This is a genomic window from Geomonas agri (assembly GCF_020179605.1).
GTDB lineage: Bacteria > Desulfobacterota > Desulfuromonadia > Geobacterales > Geobacteraceae > Geomonas > Geomonas agri.
Window position 1 is genome coordinate 2,190,427 of the sequence record NZ_JAINZO010000001.1, and the last position, 22,400, is coordinate 2,212,826.

The 22,400-nt window shown below is 60.9% G+C and carries 21 protein-coding genes; 6 read left to right on the plus strand and 15 right to left on the minus strand.

Annotated features, from left to right (window positions below):
* Nucleotides 1–369: 369 nt before the first annotated feature.
* The 3 genes from K7R21_RS09475 (at nucleotide 370) to K7R21_RS09485 (ending at nucleotide 6,145) form a co-directional block, all read left to right on the plus strand.
* A complete protein-coding gene (locus K7R21_RS09475) occupies nucleotides 370–2,202 on the plus strand; it encodes a hypothetical protein (RefSeq protein ID WP_224983014.1) in 1,833 nt (610 codons plus the stop codon).
* A gap of 200 nt (nucleotides 2,203–2,402) precedes the next feature.
* Nucleotides 2,403–3,668, plus strand: coding sequence for a cache domain-containing protein (locus tag K7R21_RS09480; RefSeq protein WP_224983015.1), 1,266 nt, complete (start codon nucleotides 2,403–2,405; stop codon nucleotides 3,666–3,668).
* 86 nt (nucleotides 3,669–3,754) lie between these two features.
* Complete coding sequence (locus K7R21_RS09485) at nucleotides 3,755–6,145, plus strand: ATP-binding protein (protein WP_224983016.1); 2,391 nt, start codon at nucleotides 3,755–3,757, stop codon at nucleotides 6,143–6,145.
* A 15-nt stretch (nucleotides 6,146–6,160) separates the two neighbouring features.
* Here the strand turns inward: K7R21_RS09485 and K7R21_RS09490 are convergent, their stop codons facing one another.
* The 7 genes from K7R21_RS09490 to K7R21_RS20690 form a co-directional block, all read right to left on the minus strand.
* Complete coding sequence (locus K7R21_RS09490; RefSeq protein WP_224983017.1) at nucleotides 6,161–7,402, minus strand: amidohydrolase family protein; 1,242 nt, start codon at nucleotides 7,400–7,402, stop codon at nucleotides 6,161–6,163.
* A gap of 324 nt (nucleotides 7,403–7,726) precedes the next feature.
* A complete protein-coding gene (gene panD / locus K7R21_RS09495; RefSeq protein ID WP_224983018.1) occupies nucleotides 7,727–8,131 on the minus strand; it encodes an aspartate 1-decarboxylase in 405 nt (134 codons plus the stop codon).
* Nucleotides 8,132–8,135: 4 nt separating this feature from the next.
* Nucleotides 8,136–8,975, minus strand: a complete 840-nt coding sequence (panC, locus tag K7R21_RS09500; RefSeq protein ID WP_224983019.1) for a pantoate--beta-alanine ligase — start codon at nucleotides 8,973–8,975, stop codon at nucleotides 8,136–8,138.
* Nucleotides 8,972–9,775 carry a 3-methyl-2-oxobutanoate hydroxymethyltransferase gene (panB, locus tag K7R21_RS09505; RefSeq protein ID WP_224983020.1) on the minus strand — a complete coding sequence of 268 codons (804 nt, stop codon included), beginning with the start codon at nucleotides 9,773–9,775 and terminating at the stop codon, nucleotides 8,972–8,974. Before panB ends, panC begins: the two co-directional genes overlap by 4 nt.
* A gap of 344 nt (nucleotides 9,776–10,119) precedes the next feature.
* Nucleotides 10,120–12,111 (minus strand): methyl-accepting chemotaxis protein, encoded by a 1,992-nt coding sequence (locus K7R21_RS09510; RefSeq protein ID WP_224983021.1) that lies wholly within the window; start codon nucleotides 12,109–12,111, stop codon nucleotides 10,120–10,122.
* A 99-nt stretch (nucleotides 12,112–12,210) separates the two neighbouring features.
* Complete coding sequence (locus K7R21_RS09515) at nucleotides 12,211–13,296, minus strand: 6-phosphofructokinase (protein WP_224983022.1); 1,086 nt, start codon at nucleotides 13,294–13,296, stop codon at nucleotides 12,211–12,213.
* Between the two features lie 96 nt (nucleotides 13,297–13,392).
* Entirely contained in the window at nucleotides 13,393–14,031 is a 639-nt protein-coding gene (locus K7R21_RS20690) for a peroxiredoxin-like family protein (RefSeq protein ID WP_263630546.1), read from the minus strand.
* Between the two features lie 211 nt (nucleotides 14,032–14,242).
* Between K7R21_RS20690 and K7R21_RS09530 the strand changes: the two genes are divergently transcribed.
* The 3 genes from K7R21_RS09530 (at nucleotide 14,243) to K7R21_RS09540 (ending at nucleotide 15,557) form a co-directional block, all read left to right on the plus strand.
* Nucleotides 14,243–14,479: a hypothetical protein gene (locus K7R21_RS09530; protein WP_224983025.1), complete on the plus strand. Its 237-nt coding sequence runs from the start codon at nucleotides 14,243–14,245 to the stop codon at nucleotides 14,477–14,479.
* Between the two features lie 67 nt (nucleotides 14,480–14,546).
* Entirely contained in the window at nucleotides 14,547–15,005 is a 459-nt protein-coding gene (locus tag K7R21_RS09535) for an iron-sulfur cluster-binding oxidoreductase (RefSeq protein ID WP_224983026.1), read from the plus strand.
* Nucleotides 15,006–15,008: 3 nt separating this feature from the next.
* Nucleotides 15,009–15,557 carry a hemerythrin domain-containing protein gene (locus tag K7R21_RS09540; RefSeq protein WP_224983027.1) on the plus strand — a complete coding sequence of 183 codons (549 nt, stop codon included), beginning with the start codon at nucleotides 15,009–15,011 and terminating at the stop codon, nucleotides 15,555–15,557.
* 194 nt (nucleotides 15,558–15,751) lie between these two features.
* Here K7R21_RS09540 and K7R21_RS09545 read toward each other — a convergent pair whose 3' ends face one another.
* The 8 genes from K7R21_RS09545 to K7R21_RS09580 form a co-directional block, all read right to left on the minus strand.
* Nucleotides 15,752–17,059, minus strand: coding sequence for a homoserine dehydrogenase (locus tag K7R21_RS09545; RefSeq protein ID WP_224983028.1), 1,308 nt, complete (start codon nucleotides 17,057–17,059; stop codon nucleotides 15,752–15,754).
* Between the two features lie 187 nt (nucleotides 17,060–17,246).
* On the minus strand, nucleotides 17,247–17,684 hold the full coding sequence (gene nusB, locus K7R21_RS09550; RefSeq protein WP_224983029.1) for a transcription antitermination factor NusB: 438 nt from the start codon (nucleotides 17,682–17,684) through the stop codon (nucleotides 17,247–17,249).
* Nucleotides 17,685–18,152, minus strand: a complete 468-nt coding sequence (gene ribH / locus K7R21_RS09555; RefSeq protein WP_224983030.1) for a 6,7-dimethyl-8-ribityllumazine synthase — start codon at nucleotides 18,150–18,152, stop codon at nucleotides 17,685–17,687.
* Between the two features lie 18 nt (nucleotides 18,153–18,170).
* Nucleotides 18,171–19,373, minus strand: coding sequence for a bifunctional 3,4-dihydroxy-2-butanone-4-phosphate synthase/GTP cyclohydrolase II (locus tag K7R21_RS09560; protein WP_224983031.1), 1,203 nt, complete (start codon nucleotides 19,371–19,373; stop codon nucleotides 18,171–18,173).
* Between the two features lie 136 nt (nucleotides 19,374–19,509).
* Complete coding sequence (locus tag K7R21_RS09565; protein ID WP_224983032.1) at nucleotides 19,510–20,154, minus strand: riboflavin synthase; 645 nt, start codon at nucleotides 20,152–20,154, stop codon at nucleotides 19,510–19,512.
* Between the two features lie 41 nt (nucleotides 20,155–20,195).
* The gene (gene ribD / locus K7R21_RS09570) at nucleotides 20,196–21,299 is read right to left on the minus strand and encodes a bifunctional diaminohydroxyphosphoribosylaminopyrimidine deaminase/5-amino-6-(5-phosphoribosylamino)uracil reductase RibD (RefSeq protein ID WP_224983033.1); all 1,104 of its coding nucleotides are present in this window, start codon (nucleotides 21,297–21,299) and stop codon (nucleotides 20,196–20,198) included.
* Nucleotides 21,300–21,480: 181 nt separating this feature from the next.
* On the minus strand, nucleotides 21,481–21,933 hold the full coding sequence (gene nrdR, locus K7R21_RS09575) for a transcriptional regulator NrdR (RefSeq protein WP_183348112.1): 453 nt from the start codon (nucleotides 21,931–21,933) through the stop codon (nucleotides 21,481–21,483).
* The gene (locus K7R21_RS09580) at nucleotides 21,930–22,385 is read right to left on the minus strand and encodes a deoxycytidylate deaminase (protein ID WP_224983034.1); all 456 of its coding nucleotides are present in this window, start codon (nucleotides 22,383–22,385) and stop codon (nucleotides 21,930–21,932) included. Before K7R21_RS09580 ends, nrdR begins: the two co-directional genes overlap by 4 nt.
* Nucleotides 22,386–22,400 lie beyond the last annotated feature (15 nt).

A 22,400-nucleotide genomic window follows, 5' to 3' on the forward strand; every position in this document is an offset into this window, starting at 1 on the left:
AGCGATCCATAGTACCAGAATCGCCTGCAAAAGGACAGGGGGAAATATATAAGGGGTCTTTGGTCCTGCCTGCGAAAAACAAACCTCAAAAGTGAAATCTCAAGAACGTCTCCCTTTTACTTTTATGGCAACCAGAAACGACTTAAGTAAAAAGGCTTAGATACACCTAAAGAAGTGTGGATCGTAGACCGAAAAGGCAGCAAGCGGCTGGCCACGTACTTCGCTTGGATCCTCATCACCTACCCCACCCCACGCATTGAATAATCACGCACATAATCATATTTTAATTTACAAGCTACTACCCTTATCATATAACTCACTGACATCTTTGCTTAACTGTAATGCGCCGCTATTTCCGGAGGAACTGACGTGAGACGTCCTGCAAAACACGTACTTCTCTTCATACTTACCTTTCTTATCCTTGTCATGGCAGGCTGCGGAGGTGGCAGCGCTCCCACAGGGTCTACTGCTCCCCACACAATCTCTGGCGTGGCGGCCACCGGTGCACCGATCACCGGCACTGTGTATCTTAAAGACGCCGCCACGCGAGAGGTTTCACAAACCATCGCACCGGATGGCAGTTATTCCTTCGATGTCACCAATCTCACCGCACCGTTCATGCTCAAGGCAACCGGCACCGCCAACGGACAAAGCGTTACCTTGTACTCCGAGGCGAGCGGCCCGGGGATAACCAACATAAACCCGTTTTCACACCTGGTTCTGGCCCAGTTCGACCCGGCTGGTGCCTACGACTCAGCAACCGTCTCAAGCATGCAGAATTGGGGCGCGGCGTTCAACGGCGCGCTTCCTGCGCTTAAGACCGCCCTACAGCCAGTGCTATCTTCCTATGGCGTTGCCTCCGTTGACTTCGTACACGCTCCTTTCACTGCCAACCACCAGGGGCTGGATCTGCTCTTCGATACCGTTGCCATCACGTACGGCAACAACAGCCTCACCATGACCGACAAGTCGACCGGCGCCGTCATCCTGAGCACCCCGCTTTCGACCAGCGTAAGCAACTGGCAGTTCAACATGGCCAACGTACCGCGCATCGGGATGCAGCCCATGGGGACGGTGTTCCTCTACCCCGTCAGTACGTCGGTCATAGCCGGCGGGTCGGTTCAGTTTAGAGGCATCATCAAGGGGATGACCACCCCCACCGTCACCTGGAGCGTGGTGGAGGCCGGCGGCGGTTACATCAACAGCAGCGGACTCTATACCGCACCGATTGTCGCCGGGACCTACCATGTCATTGCCACTAACCCGGCTGACCCGGCCCAAAGTTCCACGGCTACCGTGCGGGTCATCGCCAAGAATTATGTCAACCTGCAAAGCGACGCCGGGGATTACATCGGCGGCGGCCAAAACTACAGTTACACCAGCAGCAACGCAATAATCACCGTCACCGGAAGCGGCGGCCTGCTCTCCGTCACGGTCACGGGACAGCAGTCGTGGCGTGGCAACTTCCAAGAATCCAGCTCCTTCAGCCAACTGCACACCGGCACCTACAGCGACGTACATCGGTATCCGTTCTATACGCCCGGCCTCGATTGGTCTGGCGAAGGACGGGGCAGCAACGTCTTGACCGGCTCCTTCACCATAGATCGGGCAGTCTATGTCAACGGCGCGCTCACCGAGGTCGACGCCAATTTCGAACAGCACAGCGAAGGGGCTCAACCGGCCTTGCGCGGACAGATTCACTGGACCAACCTGGACACCTCCACTGCCCCCGGCCCCATTACCCCCGTTCCTGCAGAACTTTGGCAGGCCGCGTCCGGCGCAACCCCGGCAACCGGCAACTACATCTACCTGGAGAGCGAGCCGGGCGACTATATCGGTGCCGGCAAGGCCTACACCTATACCGACACGCAGGTAGCCGTGAGCGCAGCAGGCGGTCATTTGAGCGTCAACACCGTGAATAGTCCCGATTCGTGGTGGGGGGATTTCCAGACGATGAACAGCATCACCCAGCTTCAGCCGGGATACTACGACAACCTGCAGCGCTATCCGTTTAACAACCCGGTGGAAGGTGGGCTCAGCTGGAGCGGGAACGGCAGGGGCTGCAACACCCTGACGGGATGGTTCGTCGCTGACAACGTAACATACAGTGCCGGAGTGCTGACGTCCATCGACCTGCGTTTCGAGCAGCACTGTGAAGGAGGCACCCCCGCCCTGCACGGCCAGATCCACTGGGCTAAGTGATGCAGCACAGGACTTGAGAGAGTTGCACAAAAAAGCCTCTGATCCCACGCCAGGACCAGAGGTTTTTTTACAGAAGTACAAGTGGCAGTACCCGTGGCAAAGAATCCTATTACGAATCACAATGACAACGACAGGAAGTACTGTATACTCTGACGCTAATCCGTCTTGTGAATTAGTTCAATAGCAGAGGCACCCCCTGGATGCTCAACTCACTACCAGCGCAGACTCCCACCCGCGATAAAGACAGTTTCTTCTCCAGCCTGGTGGTGGGAGTGGTGTTGGTGAATCTCTTTGCCTACCTCATGGTCGGCAACTCCCTCTTCAATAGCCGCAAGCACTATGACAGGCTGGCGGAAGTCTCCACCCAAAACCTCGCCAAATCCCTCGAAGCCAACTTCTCCGACATCCTGGACAAGATGAACATCGTTCTTTACTCAGTCAGGGAAGAGGCGGAAGAACAACTCGCGACGCGCGGCATCGATAAGAGCGTATTGAGCGGTTACGCCAAGCGGCAGATCCAGGTGCTGCCGGAGATCGATACCATCTCCATCACTGACAGCGCCGGCAACGTCCTCTGCGGCAGCGACGGCAGGACCACCTCGGTAAATATCAGCGACCGCGACTACTTCCGAAAACTCAGTAATGGCCCCGATCAGCAACTGGTGGTTTCCAACCTGCTCAAGGGGAAGGTGACGGGGAGTTGGAGGATCATCGCCGCCAGACGCTACAACAAACCGGACGGTTCCTTCGCAGGGGCGGTAATTGGGACCGTCGACGTCGCCTACCTCGACAACCTCCTCGCCCACCTCGATATCGGCAGGTACGGTGCGGTCGGTGTTCGGGATGCGGATTTCAAGCTGGTCGCCCTGCACCCTAAGGGGAAAGAGGCGGCAAGCCAGATCGGCTCCAACGTGATCTCGCAAAAGACCCGCGACATGATCCTGGCCAACCCGGTTACCGCCACCTATAAGACGGTCTTCGCGCGGGACAACAAGGAGCGCATGGTCACCTTCCGCAAGGTTGCCAAGTACCCCTATTACATCTTCGCCACCATTTCGCCGGTCGACTACATGACATCCTGGCGCAAGGAAGCCACGGTGGGACTGGTGCTGTTGTTGCTGTTCACCGCGATGACGGCGCTTTCGGCGCGTTACCTGTACAAGAGCAAGATGAACGCTCAGCTCCACGCCGAGGCGAAACGCTACGGCGACGAGATGAGGCAGCAAAACGAGGAACTCAATGCGGCGCTGATAAGGATCAAGCGCCTGGAGGGAATCATCTCGATCTGCTCCTACTGCAAGAAGATCCGCACCCAGGAAGACTCATGGGAGCAGCTCGAAACGTACTTCAGCGAGCATTCCGACGCCATGTTCAGTCACGGCATATGCCCGGACTGTGCTGGCGAGCAGCAGCGCGTCTTTCAGGAGGCAATTGCGTCACAGAAAGATGACACTAATTCCCCCTAAACCTGCACCAGTTGTCTGCCGATAACATTTCAGACAGTGATGACGTTTCGAAGACTCAGTCCGATTCAGCCCAGGCGGTGACACAGATGTTCTCCCGACTCTTCACGACCAGGCGATACGCCCTCTCTTTATGCTTTATCTGGGTGCTCCTCATCGCCGTATCGCTGGCATGGTTCTACGTACAGCATAAAAACAACCTCGACGAGGTCGCCAAGGCGCAGGCTCGCATCGCCTTCGAAAAGGACCTGCTGTACCGAAAGTGGGCGTCCCAGCACGGCGGGGTCTACGTCCCCGTCACCCCCCAAACCCAACCCAACCCCTACTTGGCCCATATCCCGGACCGGGACATCACGACACCCTCGGGGAAAAACCTTACCCTCATCAACCCTGCCTACATGACGCGCCAGGTTTTCGAACTGGCAGAAACAGAAAAACAGATGGCCCGGGGACACATAACCAGCCTCAATCCGATCAGGGGTGAAAACGCCCCGGATCCGTGGGAGCGTAAGGCGCTCGAGTCGTTTGAAAAAGGGGCCAAGGAGGCGAGCGAGGTGGTCACGGTCGGGGACCACCAGTTCATGCGGCTCATGCGCCCCTTCAAGGTGGAAAATTCCTGCCTGAAGTGCCACGCCGCCCAGGGGTACAAGAAGGGAGACATCCGCGGCGGCATCAGCGTGACGGTACCGCTTGCGGTTTTCTCGGTGGGCTCCGACCGCGTGCTCGCCAGCACTACGGCCACGCTGCTGGTGATCGGTATGGCTGGAGTATGCCTGATCCTGGTGGGGGCGAGAAAGCTTTCGGAGAGCTCGACGCGCCTGGAGGAGAAGAACGCAGAACTGTTGAATGAGGTAACTGAACGAGAGATCGCCCAGGAGCAGCTTCGGGAACAGGCCGTCCTTTTGGAGGAGGAAGTTGCCGAACGCCAGGCGGCCCAGGAAGAGGCTGTGGCCAACCAGAGACGGCTGCAACTGATCATGGATTCCACCCATGCCGCCATCTACGGCATAGACACCTCCGGCAGATGCACCTTCGCCAACCGGACCTGCCTTGAACTCACCGGTTACGACAACCTGGACGAGTTGCTCGGCAAGAACATGCACGACATCATCCACCACACCCTCCCCAGCGGGCTCCCCGCACCGGTGGCGCACTGCAGCATCTTCCGGGCCTTCACTGAAGGAGGGGGATGCACGGTGCGCGACGAGGTGTTCTGGCACAAGGACGGCACCTCTTTCCCGGTGGAGTACTCCTCGTATCCCATCGTGAACGACGGGGTCATCGAGGGGGCCGTGGTCAGCTTCGTCGACCTCACCGAGCGCATCGCCCTGGAGGCGCAACTGCGCCAGGCTCAGAAAATGGAGGCTGTGGGACAACTGGCGGGCGGCGTTGCTCACGACTTCAACAACGTGCTGCAGGTGATCAGCGGCTATGGAAGCATCCTGAAGCTCGATGAGCGGCTCGACGAGCGGCAGAAACAGGAAGTAGACCAGATCCTTTCGGCAGCGGAGCGGGCGGCGCAACTGACCAGGGGACTGCTGGCGTTCAGCCGCAAGCAGGTGATCACCCTGGCGCCGGTCAATCTCAACGACGTCGTGGAAAGCGTGCGCAAGTTCCTGGTGCGCATCATCGGCGAGGACATCCAGCTGAAGACGACGCCCAGCACCGGAACCCTCTACATCATGGCCGACCTGGGACAACTGGAGCAGGTCCTCATCAACCTGGCCACCAATGCCCGGGATGCCATGCCCAAGGGGGGCGTGCTCGCCATAGAAACGGGAAGCCAGGAGGTGGAATCCCCACTGGACCAGGAATCGGGGGAGCACAAGCCGGGGCATTACGCTGTGCTGACCGTCGCCGACACCGGTTGCGGCATGGATACCGAGACCTGCAAGAAAATCTTCGAACCGTTCTATACCACCAAGGAGGTCAGCAAGGGAACCGGGCTGGGGATGGCCATTGTGTACGGCATCGTGAAGCAGCATAACGGCTTCATCAACGTCTACAGCGAGCCCGGCCAAGGCACCACCTTCAGAATCTACCTCCCCATCTACCACTCCGACGGGGTCCGTGACCACCGTGACGGCAAGCCGGCCGCGCCGCCGCAGGGAGGGAGCGAGACGATACTGGTCGCCGAGGACGACGAAGGGGTGCGCGACCTGGTGCTGTCGGTATTGACGCGCTTCGGCTACCGCGTCATCCAGGCGGTGGACGGCCAGGACGCGGTGGAGAAGTACCTCGCACACCGGGACGATATCGACATGATCCTGATGGACCTGATCATGCCGCGCAAAAACGGCAAGGAAGCCTACGACGAGATCGCAGCGCAGGCCCCCGAGGCGAAGGTGTTGTTCGCCAGCGGCTACACGGCGGATTTCATCCAGAAGCGCGGGGTACCCGAGGAGGGAATCGACCTGATCATGAAACCGATCCAGCCGATAGAGCTGTTGCGGAGTGTACGGGAGATCCTGGACGCCTGACCGCAGGGCCCGGATTTACTGCAGGGGTACTCCGGCGAGATAAACCTGTTCCAGGCGTCCCCTGGCCAGAACGGTTGCCTCGATACCGGCGCCGGCATCGACGTTGCAGCCACCGAGGACCTGGAAGTCGGCGCGCTTGCCGGTTTGCAGCGATCCGGTTTCGGCATCGATACGCAGCGCCCGGGCGCCGCCCATGGTGGCCATGGCGAGAAGTTCCTGGCTGCTGAAGACGCCGGGGGCTACCTGCTGGAGGAAACGGAGTTCATCCCACAGGGAGAGCGAATCGTTGCTGGCCAGCGAATCGGTGCCAACCGCAAGTGGCAGCCCGGCTTCCTTCAAGAGTTTGTGGGGAGCACAGCCGACGAAGAGGCGGTCGTTGCTGCGCGGGCAGAGCACGACGCTCACGCCGCGCTCCTTGAGGATGGAGACATCGTTGGGGGTAACGTGGACCGCGTGCACAGCCAGGGTGGCAGCATCCAGCACGCCGAGTTCGTCGAGATAGCGGGTCGAGGTGGTGCGCATCGGGTGCGGCAGGTACTGTTCCCAATGGGCCATCGGGTAGAGCAGTTCGGCGATGTCGCCGGTGCTGTCATGCATGAAGGCTGCTTCTGCCGCCGTCTCGGAGAGATGAACCGCCTTGGGTGCGCCGAGCTTACCGGAAAGATCCTGCAGGCAGCGGAACAGCTTCGCCGAAACGGTGTGGGGCGTGTGCGGGGAAAGACCAGGCAGCAGCCCTCCCTGCAGGTTCGCAAGCGTTGCTTCCATGCGCGCCACCACCGTATCACATAACAAAGGATCGTGCCCGATCGCCTCCAGGAACAGCCTCCCGGTGAGTGCCGTGTCGCGGTACAGTGGCACTAGGGAAAGATCCGAGAGAATGTCCCCCACCGCGGTGGTGCCCGATTCCACACACATCCGCATCCCTTCACGCGCCGAGTGTTCCAGTTCTCCCGGCTCCAATGCCCGCTTTATTTTCACCACCTGCTGAATCCATTCCACGTAGCGCTTGGGGAGGTAGTCGAGCTCCTTGCGGACTTTCCAGGCGGGAAAGTGGGTCAACTCGAGATGGGTATGCGCGTTCACCATGCCCGGCATGATTACCGACTCGTGCAGGTCGGTGACCGGGGCGGAAAACTGTGCCCGCAACTCGTGCACCTTGCCCACCGCGACGATGCGCCCGTCTTTAACGGCCAGGGCGCCTCCCTCTATGGGCGGAGATGAAATGGGGAGCAGGTAGGAAGCAGCGTAGATTCTCATTTTGAAACCCCACAAAGCAAATAAGCTTTACCACAGAGGACGCGGAGGAGCACGGAGGGCACAAAGAACAGCCCACGAACAGATGCAGTTTAACAGGTACTGGGGATTTAGGTAAGACGAAGTTCAGGGGGGAGAGCAAATCCACCCAGAAAGGCAAATCCCCACTGCCCCCCCTTCCGTAACGGGGGGGAGCGCCGGGGGCATCGGCTGCGGGTTATGGAAAGTTAGTGGCGCTTGCAGACATCGCTGCGAGATGCAATGAAAAGGACGCTGAGGAATTTCCTTCCATCAGCGTCCTTCTTTTTCTACCTGGCGGTCGCGCGGCTAGTTCTTCCAGTGCACGCTTTTCAAGGTCGCCTGGCCGGCGGCTTCTTTGCGGGTGGGGAGCATCTTGTTCTTGTCGTCGACAAAAACCAGCTTGGGCTCGTGGGCAATGGCCTCGGCGTTCTCCATGTTGACGAAGCTGGCGATGATCACCAGGTCCTGCGGAGCAACCAGACGCGCCGCAGCGCCGTTGATGCAGATAACGCCGGAACCGCGCTCACCCTCGATGGCGTAGGTCTCGAAACGGCTGCCGTTGGTGACATCCCAGATGCACACAGCCTCGTACGGGATGATGTCGGCCGCTTCCATGAGGTCGAGATCGATGGTGATGCTCCCCTCGTAGTGCAGGTCGGCACCGGTGACGGTCGCGCGGTGAATCTTGCTCTTCAGCATCTTTCTATCCATATTCTTATTCCTCCCCTAGTACAGTGTTGTCGATTAATCGTACCGAGCCAACCCGCACGGCCAGTGCGAGCAGCGTTCTCTCATCTGCTGTCTGCAACGGAAGCAGGGTGTCCTGATCCCTGAACTCCAGGTAATCGATCTGCGCAGCGCTCTCGCGCTCGATCGGCGCCAGTGCCTTCTCCCTCAACACGGCGACGCTCTTCTCGCCGGCCCGGAAGGCGTCACGGGCGGCGGCGATGGCGCGGGACAGGCACAAGGCAGGCTCGCGCTCTTCCGGGCTGAGCCGGGCGTTGCGGGAGCTGAGTGCCAGGCCGTCGGCCTCGCGCACGATGGGCATCCCCACGATCTCGACATCGAAGTTGAAGTCCCGCACCATGCGCCGGATTACGGCGAGCTGCTGGAAATCCTTCTTGCCGAAGATGGCGACGGCCGGCATCACGATGTTGAAGAGCTTGGCGACCACGGTGGTGACGCCGCGGAAATGCCCGGGGCGGCTCGCGCCGCACAGCTCCGTGGTGAGCTCTTCCACGTTCAGGTAGCTCTGGTAGCCCGCCGGGTACATGTCGGCGGCCTTGGGAGCGAAGATGACGTCGACACCGGCGGCCTCGGCGACCTTCCGGTCGCGCTCGAAGTCGCGGGGATAGCTGTCCAGGTCCTCGTTGACGCCGAACTGGGTCGGGTTGACGAAGATGCTGACCACGACGGTCCTGGCGCGCTTACGCGCCTCCACCATGAGGGACGCGTGCCCCTCGTGCAGGTAGCCCATGGTGGGCACCAGGGCGATTTCGCCCCGCCTTTGCCGCGCGAACTGCTGCATCTCGGCAACGCTTTCGATGACTATCATTTGAAACAATGCCTCTCTTCGGGAAATGTGCCGCCCTTGACGTCAGCGATGTAATTGGCGACCGCCTCGCCGATGATCGGCGCAAGCTCGGCATAGCGCTTGACGAACTTGGGGGAGTACTTGCTGCACAGCCCCAGGATGTCGTGGATCACCAGCACCTGACCGTCGCAATGCGGACCGGCGCCGATGCCAATGGTGGGTATGGTGAGTTCCCCGGTGATGCGCTGGGCAAGCCCCATGGGGATTCCTTCCAGCACGATGGCGAAAGCGCCGGCCGCCTCGACGGCACGGGCGTCTTCAATCAGTTTCTCCGCCTGGGCGTCGCCCTTGCCCTGGACCTTGTAGCCACCCATGCGGTGCAGCGACTGCGGTGTGAGGCCGATGTGCCCCATGACGGGAATATCCATGGCGGTGATGGCGGCGATGGTTTCGGCGACGTTGACGCCCCCCTCGATCTTGACCGCGGCGGCGCCGCCGTCCTTCACCAGGAGCCCCGCGTTGAGACGGGCACTCTTCAGGTCGGTCTGGTAGGAGAGAAAGGGCATGTCGGCCACCACGAAGGCCTTGGGGCGCGCCCGCATCACGGCCCTGGTGTGGTAAATCATGTCTTCCATGGTGACCGGCAACGTGTTGTCGAAACCGGCGACCACGACGCCCACAGAGTCCCCCACTAGGATCATGTCGATCCCGGCAGCGTCGATGAGGCCGGTCATTGGGAAGTCGTAGCTGGTCAGGACCGTTATCTTTTCCCCTTCCGCTTTCATCCTGTGAAAGTCGAGAACGGTTTTGGCTTTGTGCATCTGCTATCCTGCTCCTCTGGTGGCGGTCGAATTTTTCGTATACAAGTAAACAGAACGAGGTACTAGCAACCGTAAACATCCCGCCCGGTTCGGCACCGGAGCACGCCCAGCCGCCCTTTGGGCAAAAAAAAGCGCCTTCGGTGAGGAAGACGCTGTAAAAAGGAGAGCGCGCACATAATTATGGCGCGGTTCTGCTCTGCTTATCGCTTCCCGTACCGGTTCCTTGCGAAATCCAGGCGGTATGTACGTACTGTCGGCGCTCTTGGCGGCTCCACTTATCTATAGCGGGCCAAACGCCGTTAGAAATTACCACAAACGTTTCGAGAAAGTCCAGACTTTTCTGCCTACTCCGCGCTCGCCCTGATCTGCTCGAGCTCCTGGACCACCTGGCCACTCTCCTGCTGGCGCTGCTCGATACCGTCGAAGATCGCTTCGGCCATCCTGGTGACGTAGTCGATGCTCCCTTTGATCTCGCCGCTGTCCGCGCTCTGACGCCCGGCGGCAGTGACCATGTCGTGGGTCATCTCCTTGACGTCCTCCAGGGCGCGGGCCACGGCCTTGGTCGCCTGTCCCTGTTCCTTGGAGGACTTGAAGACCTGCATGGTCATCGAGCTCACGTCTTCGATGGAACGAGTGACCATCTGCACGCTGGTAGCCTGCTCCTCGGTGGCGAGCTTGATCTGCTCGGTCATGTCCAAGGCCTTCTGCGAACTGTCGAGGATGCTCCCCAGGGAAGCGCCGGTCTGCTGCCCCAGCTTGACCCCTTTCTTGACCAGTTCCTTGGTGGTGGTGACGTTGTCCGCCGCGGTGCGGGACTCGGACATGATCTCCTCGATGATGCCGGTGATCTCGCCGGTGGACAGGCCGGTCTGCAGCGACAGGTTCCTGATCTCGTCGGCGACCACGCCAAAGCTCTTGCCATACTCGCCGGCCTGCGCCGCGATGATGGAAGCGTTCAGTGCCAGGAGGTTGGTCCTCTTGGTGATGTCGTTGATGACACTGACGAACCCTTCGATCCTGCCGCTGTTGGCGCTCAGGCGCTTAATCCCCTCGTAGGAGAGATCGACGGAGCGCTGGATCTCCGCCAAGGCCGATACCGTCTCCTGCACGATGTGGCTCCCCTGTTCGGCGTGTTCCTTGACGCGGTTGGAGAGGCTGTGGGAGTGCCCGGTGTTCTTCTCCACCTGCCTGAGGGTTGAGGTGATCTGTTCCATGGCGGAGACCGACTTATATACCGAGTCGGAGAGCGCATCCATGTTCTGGGTGATCTGGTCGGTGGCAATCGAGATCTCGGCCGCGGCAGCGCTGGCGCTGTCGACCGACTCCATGACGCCGTGGCTGGCGGTGTCGATCTTGAGGGCGCCTCCGGAAAGGGATTCGGCCGCGTTCATCAGGCGGTACAGGTTGGAGGAGAAGTTATCGCGCTTTTGCGAGAGATCGGAGAAGGTCCTCCCCAACTCCAGGGTGAGCCGGTCGATCGACTGCAAAAGGCTAATGCGCATCAGGGCAGCGGCAGCCTGGTCGGCGAAGAGGCGGATGGTATCCACGTCGGTGTCGTTCAGAGCGCGGTGGCTCTTCTTGTTGTCGAGGCCGAACATCCCGATGGTCTCGCCCTTGAGGATGATCGGGCAAAGGATGAAAGTGGAAGAACGCAGCGGCTCGATACCGTCGTAGGGAGACTGCAGCAGGTAGTCGGCGGGATACTTGGAGATGTCTTCCACGAAGAAGACCTGTTTCTCCGCGAAGCTCTTGTAGATTACTCCGGAACGGGCATCAAGCGGAACGGTGACCTCGGGGCCTACGGTGCTCTCGTTGCCGGCGCTGGCGGCGAAGTACAGGTTCTTGCGCTCGGGGTCGGCCATGAGGACGTTGACCCGCTCGTAGCCTAGCACCTCGTGCAGCCCCTCCACGCAGAGCGCCAGCACGTCGTCGCTGCGCACCGCCTTCTGGATCCGGCTGTTGATCTTGTGGAAGTTCTTGATGTTGTTGTCGAGGACCTTGTAACGGTTCTCGAAGAGTTTTTTCTGTCCGTCCACTTCCTGGACCAGCTGGTCCAGTTTTTCCCCTTTTTGATGCAGTTCGTCGATGGCCTTGCCGATGAAGTAGCCAACCACGGCGAGCACTACCGCGGTTCCGCCGCCCATATATACGTACAGCGCCATGCCTTGGGCGCTGTGGGTCATTTCGGAGAAGATCTGCGCGGAGAGGGGGAGGTTGGGATCGGAGAACATCAAAAGACGCAGGATTATCCAACCCAGGGGGGCCATGGCCCCGAGAAAAAAGCCGGCAAGCGCGTAGAGCTGGCTCCTGTTGGCTCCGGCGATCGGGTTCTTCATAGGTAAACCACCTCGTTGCGTTCTTTGCCGCTAGGTGCGGCCGGAGAAATTTTCCGCAGTCTAGTTCAGAGATTAGGCAAAGTCAACCATATCCTTAATTTACCTGCCGAGCATGATCCCCAATGCCTCCGCGTGGCGCACCATCTCGCCGGAGGGATCGATGAGGTTGAGGTTGCGCACGGCGTCCTCGATGTGAACCGAGGTGATGTGCCGCCCCTTGAGGCAGACCATTTGTCCGAAAGAACCGGCTTCGACCAGTTCCACCGCCTTCACCCCGAACCTGCTGCCGATGCAGCGGTCGAAGGTGGAGGGAGTGCCGCCGCGCTGCAGGTGGCCGAGGACGGTCACGCGGATGTCCATCTCCAGCACGCCCCCGAGCTCGCGCGACAGCGCTTCCCCTACCCCGCCCAGCCTCTCTACCACCGATTTGCCGCCGGCGCCCTCCTTGAGCACGCGGTTGCCTCCCCTGGGGTAGGCGCCCTCGGCAACAACGACCACGCTGAAGCGCCGGCCGCGTTTGCAGCGCGCGATGATCGCTTCTCTGATGCGGTCGATGTCGTAGGGGATCTCCGGGATGAGGATGACGTCGGCGCCGCCGGCAATGCCGGACTCGAGGGCGATCCAGCCGGCGTAGCGGCCCATCACCTCGAGCACCATGACCCGGTGATGGCTTTCCGCGGTGGAGTGGAGTTTGTCGAGGGCGTCGGTGGCGGTCTCGAGGGCGGTGTTGTAGCCGAAGGTGACGTCGGTTTCCAGGAGGTCGTTGTCGATGGTCTTGGGCACCCCCACGATGGGAACGCCGCGCCGCATCATCTCCTGGGCTATTTTCAGGGAGCCGTCGCCACCGACCACGATGAGCGCGGTGAGGTCGAGTTGGGCGATGCGAGAGCATACTTCGTCGGAGACATCGACCAGTTCCACCTTCCCCTCGCGCATGATGGGGAAGGCGAAGGGGTTGCCGCGGTTGGAGGTGCCGAGGATGGTGCCGCCGCGGGGCAGGATGCCGCGCACCTCCTCAAGCCCCAGGGGGCGGCACTTTTCCGGATGCAGGAAACCGTCGAAGCCGTCCTCGATGCCGACCACCTCCCAGCCGCGTCCAACCGCCGATTTCACCACGCCCCTGATCACCGCGTTCAAGCCGGGGCAGTCCCCGCCGCCGGTCAAAATGCCTATTTTCGTCGTCATGTGCCCCCCTTAAAGATGCTCGCGCCAAGGCGCAAAGGCGCCAAGCGGAGCGAGAAAACGAGATCGGTTTAACTTTGCGTCTTTGCGTGAAGCGGTTTACCGCAGCGCGTCGAGGATGGCCTGGGGCTCCAGGCGGTTGCGGGGATCGCTGTCGGCGTAGCTGGTGATGATTCGGCCATCCCGCCCCACGACGAAGGTGCCGGGCATGGGAAGCTCCCATGACTCATCGGCGTTGAACTCCGGAAGGTTTACCCCAAGCTTCCTATAGAGATCCTGGACCCAGTCGGGAAGCCGGTACACCAACCCGTAACTGCGCGCCACCGTGTTGCCCAAATCACTGAGCACCTCGTACTGCAAAAAGTTCTTCAACAAGGTCGCCTGCGACTTGTCCGGGCTCTGCGGCGAAATCGCCATCAGCGACGCGCCCCGCTGCTGGATCTCCGGCAGTATCTTCTGGTATGCCCTCAACTGAAGGCTGCAGTAAGGTCACCAGATGCCCCGGTAGAAGGTGACCACGGCCGGACCGCGCGCGAGGGCATCGGCCAGCGCCACCGGGATCCCCACGGCGTTGGGGAGGACGAAGTCGGGGGCGACGTCGCCCTCCCTGGGGACCTCGGCGGTGATCACCTTTTGCGCGATCTCAGCGTAGGCGCGCTCCAGTTGCTCCTTCACCTCCGGGGACAACCCCTTGCCCTGTTCCAATCGTTCGATCTGAGATCTGAGGTCCTGTTCCATGACACACCTCCGATTTTTTTCACCGCGGCCGGCACTTTCCGGCGACCGCGCCAGCGTTCCATTCTACGCGGATTCGAAAAAACGTCAATGTTTCTCCGTAATTCCACCTCCAAGGCACAGATTCAGACAATTGTATATTTTTGACCCAGGTCATAAACAATTTGGAGCGGGAGGGGTATTGTCAGATCATCAAGAACACGGGAGGAAGCAGATGGAATTCAAAAACGGCTTGGGCGATACGGCGATTCAAAACGTGATAGCGACTCACCCGGAGGTGGGGGAGATCCTGAACCGCTACGAGATCGGATGCGTCACCTGCAAGGTCGGCATCTGCCTCTTGAAGGATGTGGTTTCCATCCACGGTCTGTCGCAGGAGCAGGAGGCAGCGGTGGAAAAAGAAATAAATGACTATTTGGACGCAAAAGAGGAAAATCGCAGCGTCGCCTAAAAAAATCGAAAAGGCACACGCCACAACCAATAACGAAGACAACCATATACAAAAGGGAGAAGTGAACATGGCACATGCAGGATGCGGCTGCCCCGGCAGCATGGCAAGGGTTATCGAGAGGAACGAGGCAACCGAGCAGGAGAACACCGTGAAGGCGGCTTCCGAGCTGAGGCAATGGCCGGTGCAGCTGCACCTGGTCCCGCCGACCGCCCCCTGGTTCCAGGACAGCGAGGTTTTGATCGCCGCGGACTGCGTGGCCTTCGCCCTGGGGAGCTTCCACAGCGACCTCTTGAAAGGCAAAGCAGTGGCGATCGCCTGCCCGAAGCTCGATGACACGGCCCCGTACGTCGAGAAGCTGGCGCGGATCTTCAGCGAGAACAACGTGAAGAGCATCACCGTCGCCATCATGGAAGTCCCCTGCTGCCGCGGTCTGGATATGATGGTGCGCCAGGCGCTGGCACAGTCCGGCAAGGAGATCCCGCTGGAAACCGCGATCATCGGCATCAATGGCGAGAGGAGAAACTAGGCAATGAAACAGGACATCACCCAGAGGCTGAAGGACGAGCACCAGCTGATCTTAAGGATGCTCACCCTTTTGGAAAGAAACGCACGGCTCACCGAGGAAGGAAGCTTCAAGGATTACCAGTTCTACCTGGACGGCGTGGACTTCATCAGGAACTACGCCGACCGTTTCCACCACGCCAAGGAGGAGGATGTCCTGTTCGAAGCGCTGGTGGCCAACGGCATGCCCCGGGAGAACAGCCCGGTGGCGGCCATGCTGATGGAACACGACCTGGGGCGCGCCTACGTGAAGGCGATGGAAGAGGCGGCTACCAGGGCCTTGAACGGCGAGGCAGGCCAGGAAGAAGCCATCGTCGCCAACGCCAGAGGCTACCTGGATCTCTTACGCGACCACATCGCCAAGGAGGACGACATACTCTACCCACTCGCCGAGCGAATCCTGCCCGAGGGGGTGCGCCACGGCATCACCGCCGGGTACCAGAAGGCGGAAGAGAAGTCGGAGGTGGGCTTCGAGGAGCATTACCGCACGGTCGTGGAGAAGTACGAGAAAGGGTAAAACCTAACAGCGGAACACGGAGGGCACGGAGTAAGGCCACAGAGAACACAGCGTGAAAAAGGTTTTGGTCCCCCCCTAAACGCCTTTCCTCTGTGTTCTCTGTGCACCTCCGTGTCCTCTGTGTTCCGGGTATAAAAACAAAAAGGGCGGAGTCATTGACTCCGCCCTTTCTTTTTACCATTGCCGATTGCCAGCTATTCGAGGTTGTCCTCGATCCTGATGTAGGTGCTCTTGGAACGGATCACCTCGAAGGTGTCGATCTCGGCCAGAGCCTTCCTCACATCCTCCTCGCGCGCATCGTGGGTGGTGATCACGATGGGAACTTCGTCGGCGCTTCTTGCACTCTGCAGCATGGAAGCGATGCTGATGCCACGTGCGCCGAGGGCACCGGCGATGCGGGCCAGGACGCCGGGGCGATCCAGGGCCTGGAAACGGATGTAGTACTTGTTGACGATCTCGCCGATGGGTTTGATCGGCAGCGTGGTGACCTTGTCGTCCAAAAAGCCCAGCGGGGAGCAGCGGCGGGTGATGCCGGCGCACAGGTTGCGGGCGAGATCGACCACGTCACCGACCACGGCGCTCGCGGTGGCCTCCATACCGGCACCGCGGCCGTAGAACATGACCGGGCCGACGAAATCGCCGGTGAGCCTGATGGCGTTGAAGACGCCATGCACGTCGGCCAGCGGGTAGTCGATGGGGATCATGGTCGGGTGGACGCGCGCCTCGATCTGGCCGCCGTCCATCTTGCCGATGGCGAGCAGCTTGATGCGGTAGCCGAAGGTGTGGGCGAAGTCGACGTCCTCGGAGGTGATCGAGGTGATCCCCTCGGAATAGACGTCCTTCAGGTCGATCTTGGTGCCGAAGCACAACGACAGGAGCAGGCAGAGCTTGTGCGCGGTGTCGACCCCTTCAATGTCGAAGGTCGGATCGGCCTCGGCGTAACCCAACTCCTGCGCGCTTTTGAGGACCTCGGCGAAGTCGGCGCCTTCCTGGGTCATCCTGGTGAGGATGTAGTTGCAGGTGCCGTTGACGATGCCGAGTACGGTGGAGAAACGGTTGCCCGCCATGTTCCCCTTGATCGCGGAGAGGACCGGGATGCCGCCGCCGACCGCCGCCTCGAAGAGGACCTCGACGTTGTTCTTCTTGGCCGCGGCGTAGATCTCCTCGCCATGCACGGCCAGAAGCGCCTTGTTGGCGGTGACCACGTGCTTGCCGTTGCCGATCGCCTTGAGGGCAAAGCTGCGCGCCGGCTCGTAGCCGCCGATCAGTTCGATGACCACCGAGATCTCCGGGTCGGCCAGCACGTCGTCGGCGTTACGGGAGAGCGTGATCCCTTCGGTGGAGACGCCGCGGTCGGTGGTGATGTCCAGGTCGACGATGGTTTTCAGAGAGATCCGAGCGCCGGTCTTCTCGGTGAGGAGGGCGGAGTTTTCCTTGAGCAGCTTCACGACGCCGGCACCGATGGTGCCGAAACCTAGCAGGCCTACCTTAATCTCTTCCATATTCCCTCTTTGATCGAATTTCAGATTTTTAAAGCTAAGGCATTGAACAGGGATAAAAGGGATCAAAGGGATAACAACTGAAGTGAATCGCGCTAAAGCAAATTTCTGAAGCAACTCCCCCCTGTCCCCCCTTCGCAAAGGGGGGGACGTGAGACCCCTTTATTCCTGTTTGTTTTGGTTTATCCGGTTATTCCTTGTCGGTCACGGTGGAGGCGATTTCGTCGAGGATGCCGTTGACGAAGGATGCAGAATCGTCGGCGCCGAATTTCTTGGCGACCTCGATGGCCTCGTTCATGGTGACGTTCTTCGGGATGTCCGGACGGTACAACAGCTCGAACACGGCCAGGCGCAGGATGTTCAGATCCACGCGCGCCATGCGGGCCATGCTCCAGTGCTTCGATTTCTCGGCGATACGGCCGTCGATCTCCTGGAGGTGGCTGGCAACGCCGGCAACCAACTCGGCGGCAAAGGCATAGGCCTTGGAGTTGGTGGAAAGGGTCGGGTCCTCGCCTTCGCCGAAACTCTCGACGATGCGCTTGAGCGTGGTGCTCGGGTCCTGGGTCACCAGGTCCTTGGAGTAGAGCGCCTGCAGCGCCAGTTCTCTACCTTCTCTGCGTGTGGTCAATTATTTCATCTCCCTGAACAGGTTTGCAGTCTCGATCACCGTGACGGCAGCCTCGAAGCCCTTGTTGCCGGCCTTGGTGCCGGCGCGCTCGATGGCCTGCTCGATGGTGTCGGTGGTCAGCACGCCGAAGGCGACGGGGATGCCGGTCTCCAGGGAGACGTGGGCGATCCCTTTGGATACTTCGGATGCGACGTAGTCGAAGTGGGGGGTGGAACCGCGGATGACGGCGCCCAGGCAGATCAGGGCGTCGTAGTTGCCGGTCCGGGCCATCTTCTGCGCGGCCAGCGGGATCTCGAAGGCGCCCGGCACGCGGGCTACGGTGATGTTCTGATCATCGGCGCCGTGGCGCAACAGGGCGTCCAGCGCTCCCTCGAGGAGCCTTTCCCCGATGAAGCTGTTGAAGCGGCCGACCACGATGCCGACCTTGAGCCCTTCGGCGTTCAGTTTTCCCTCTAAATATTTAGGCATAATGACTCCAATAAAGAGTTAGATATTTTCCAGCAGGTGTCCCATCTTCTCCCGCTTGGTCTTCAGGTATTTCTCGTTGGCCTTGGACGGCTTGATCTCTATGGGTACCCGCTCGACGATGTTGATGCCGTAGCCCTGCAGGCCGATCAGTTTCTTCGGGTTGTTGGTCATCAGGCGGATCTTCTTCACGCCGAGGTTGACCAGGATCTGTGCCCCGATGCCGTAGTCGCGCAGGTCGGCCTTGAAGCCCAGGGCCAGGTTGGCCTCGACGGTGTCGTGCCCCTGATCCTGCAGCGCGTAGGCCTTGAGCTTGTTGGTGAGACCGATGCCGCGCCCTTCCTGGCGCATGTAGAGGATGATCCCCTTCCCTTCCTTCTCGATCTGCGCCATGGCGGCATGCAGCTGCTCCGCGCAGTCGCAGCGCACGGAACCGAACACGTCGCCGGTCAGGCACTCGGAGTGGACGCGCACCAGGACCGGCTCGTCCCCTTTAACCTCGCCCTTGACCAGGGCCAGGTGCTCGAGCTTGTCGATGTCGTTTTCGAAGGCGACGGCCCGGAAGTCGCCGAAGGAGCTGGGGAGCGCGACGTCAACGGAGCGCCGCACCAGCGATTCGTGCTTGAGGCGATAGGCAACCAGGTCGGCGATGGTGCAGACCTTGATGCCGTGCTCCTTGGCGAATTTCTTGAGTTCCGGCATGCGCGACATGGTGCCGTCTTCGTTCATGATCTCGCAGATGACGCCGGCCGGTTCGAGCCCTGCCAGGCGCGCCAGGTCGACGGAGCCTTCGGTCTGCCCGGAGCGGACCAGGACGCCGCCGTTTTTGGCGCGCAGCGGGAAGATGTGCCCCGGGCGTGCCAGGTCGGATGCCTGGGCGTTGGGCGCCACCGCGGTCAGAATGGTGTGGGCGCGGTCCGCGGCGGAGATGCCGGTGGTAACGCCCTTCTTCGCCTCGATGGAGACGGTGAAGGCGGTGCCGAAGGAAGAGGTGTTGTCCTGCACCATGGGGGGCAGGTCGAGGCGGTCGCAGCGCTCCGCGGTCATGGTGAGGCAGATCAGGCCGCGGCCGAAACGCGCCATGAAGTTGATCGCCTCGGGGGTCACACACTGGGCCGCCATGGTGAGGTCCCCTTCGTTCTCGCGGTCCTCGTCGTCGACCAGGATCACCATCCTCCCGGCTCTGATCTCCTCAATGGCTTCCTCTATGCTTGCTACAGACATTTATGTAACCTCTCCTCGTTCAGTATCGGTCGTCGGGATGGGAGTTTGATCCTTTCCCGCGGCCAAATTTGGTTGGACAACAAACCTTAGGGCGTTGACCATAACAAAATTTTCGTCCAAGTGGAAGCAAAAGCAGCTAGATAAAGCCGTTTTTAGTCAACAGGTCCATGGTGACACCGCCCGGCTTTGCTTCCTTTCCCGCCAGGAGACGTTCGAGGTAACGGCAGAGCAGGTCGGTCTCGATGTTCACCTCGTCCCCCACCCTCTTGGAGAGGAGCGTCGTCTTGGACGCGGTGTGCGGGATGATGTTGACGCTGAAGCTGTCTGGGCCGACCTCGTTGACGGTGAGGCTGATGCCGTCGATGGCGACCGAGCCCTTGGCGGCGATGTATTTCGCGAACTCCGCCGGGAACCTGAAGGAGAAGACGATGTTGTTGGCCACCTCGCGCCGTTCCGTGATGGTGGCGACGCAGTCCACGTGGCCGGAGACCAGGTGGCCGTCCAGGCGGTCCGACAGGCGCATGGCGCGTTCCATGTTGAGCGGCGCGCCGCTTTTCAGGTTCTTGAACGCGGTGCGGTCGATGGTCTCGGGGGAGACGTCGAAGGTGACCGCGCCGCCGCCTTTGCGCACCACGGTGAGGCAGGCGCCGTTGATGGCGATGGAATCGCCGATCCGGATCTCGTCCAGGGGGAGCGAGGTCTTGACCGTGAGGCTCCCCGACGCGCCGCGGCGCTCGATGGAGACCAGTTCGCCTACTGTTTCAATAAGACCTGTGAACATCAAAACCTCTTAAACCATTGGCCATGGTCCGCAAGCGATGGCTAATGGTTTTGCTTTTTTACCGGTGTTCCTTCCACCAGCAGGTCGACGCCGATGCGCCTTACCTTCACTTCTTCCAGCCGGATGGCGTCGGACATGAGCTGGACTCCCTCGCCGGCGAAGAGTCCCGTGCCGGCGCCGCCGACGAGCTTGGGGGCCAGGAACAGCATGCAGTGGTCGATGAGCCCGCCCCTCACGAAGGCGCCGGCCAGGTGGTGGCCGCCCTCCAAAAGGACCGACTGCACGCCACGCTCGCCGAGCTTCGCCAATAGGTCGTCCAAGTCGACCCGCCCTTCCTTTTCCTTGCAGACCAGCACCTCGACGCCGTGGGCCGCTAGCGCCTCGACCCGCGCCGTGTCCGTGCAACAGGTGGCGATGACGGTGGGCGCCTGCGACTTCAGGCTGAACAGTGCGGCGTGGCGCGGGATCCTGAGCGTCGAATCGACGATGACCCGCAGGGGGTCCTTGCCGCCGGGGACCCGGCAGGTCAGGAGCGGATCGTCCTTGATCACGGTGCCAACGCCGACCATGATGGCGTCCAACCTGCCGCGCAGCCGGTGCACCTCGCGCCGGGCCGCATCACTGGTGACCCACTTGGAATCGCCGCTGGCCGTCGCACTCATGCCGTCCAGGGTGAGCGCGCTTTTCAACACCACGTAGGGGCGCCTGGTCTGGATCCACTTGATGAAGGGGTGGTTCAGCTCCCGGCTCTCAGCCTCCAAAAGCCCCACCTCGACCTCGATGCCAGCGTCGCGCAGCATGCCGATGCCCCGGCCGGAAACGAGCGGGTTAGGATCGACCATGGCGACGAAGACCCGCCCGACACGCGCCTCGATGAGCGCCTTGGCGCAGGGAGGGGTCTTGCCGAAATGGGAGCAGGGTTCCAGCGTCACGTAGACATCGGCGCCCTCGGCGAGGGCCCCGGCCGCACGCAGGGCGTGCACCTCGGCGTGGGGCGTGCCCGCTTTTTTATGCCACCCCTTGCCGACGATGGCGCCATCTTTCACGATGACGCAGCCGACGGCAGGGTTGGGGGCGGTCTTGCCGACGCCCTTTCTGGCCTCGGTCAGCGCCAGACGCATCATTTTCAGGTGCTGTGCGGACATGTGTGCTCGTCTAGGTTGATTTCACTGCCGGGGCTTCCCCCTCACCCCTGCCCCTCTCCCGGAGGGCGAGGGGATGAATGCCACCATGCCGTCTCTGCCAGGAGGATAGCCGTCCACACTCCCTCTCCCCCCGGGAGAGGGTCGGGGTGAGGGCGCTGCAAACATAGCGGGGTTCACCCAGTTACTTCTTCAGCAGGTCCTGCAGCTCGACCATGAACTCGTTGATGTCCTTGAAGGAGCGGTACACGGAGGCGAAACGGACGTAGGCGACCTGGTCGATGCCGTGCAACTCGTTCATGATCCACTCGCCCAGGGTGGTGGTCGGGATCTCGCGCTCGCCGCTTTCCTGCATGCGGGTCTCCAGGCGATCCACCAGCTTCTCGATGGTCTCCACCGAAACCGGCCTCTTCTCGCACGCCTTCTGCAGGCCGTTCACCAGCTTCAGGCGGTCGAACGGCTCGCGCCGGCCGTCACGCTTGGTCACCAGGGGGAGCACTTCCTCGACCCGCTCGTGGGTGGTGAAGCGCTTGCCGCAGGACTCGCACTCGCGCCGGCGCCGGATGGCGGCGCCACCCTTGTCGGGACGGGAATCGACTACCTTGCTGTCGCTGAAACTGCAGAAGGGACATTTCATGGCTGCGACTCCTCGTACTTCTCGACGATGATGCCGGACTCGCGGATCATCTCCTCCGCCAGTTGATCGGGATAGCCGGAGAGGTAGACCACGCGCTTGATGCCGGCGTTGATCACCATCTTCGAGCAGATGATGCAGGGCATGGTGTTGCAGTACAAGGTGGCCCCTTCAATGGAGGTGCCGTGCTTGGCAGCCTGGATGATCGCGTTTTGCTCGGCATGCAGGCCGCGGCAGAGTTCGTGGCGCTCGCCGGACGGGATCCCCATCTTCTCGCGCAGGCAGCCGATATCAAGGCAGTGGGCGGTCCCCGACGGTGCGCCGTTGTAGCCGGTCGCCAGGATGTTCTTGTCCTTCACCAGGACGGCGCCGACCTGCCTCCTCAGGCAGGTGGAGCGTTTGGCAACCAGGCGTGTGATCTCGATGAAATATTCATCCCAACTCGGACGCACCATAACGAGCCCCTCTCA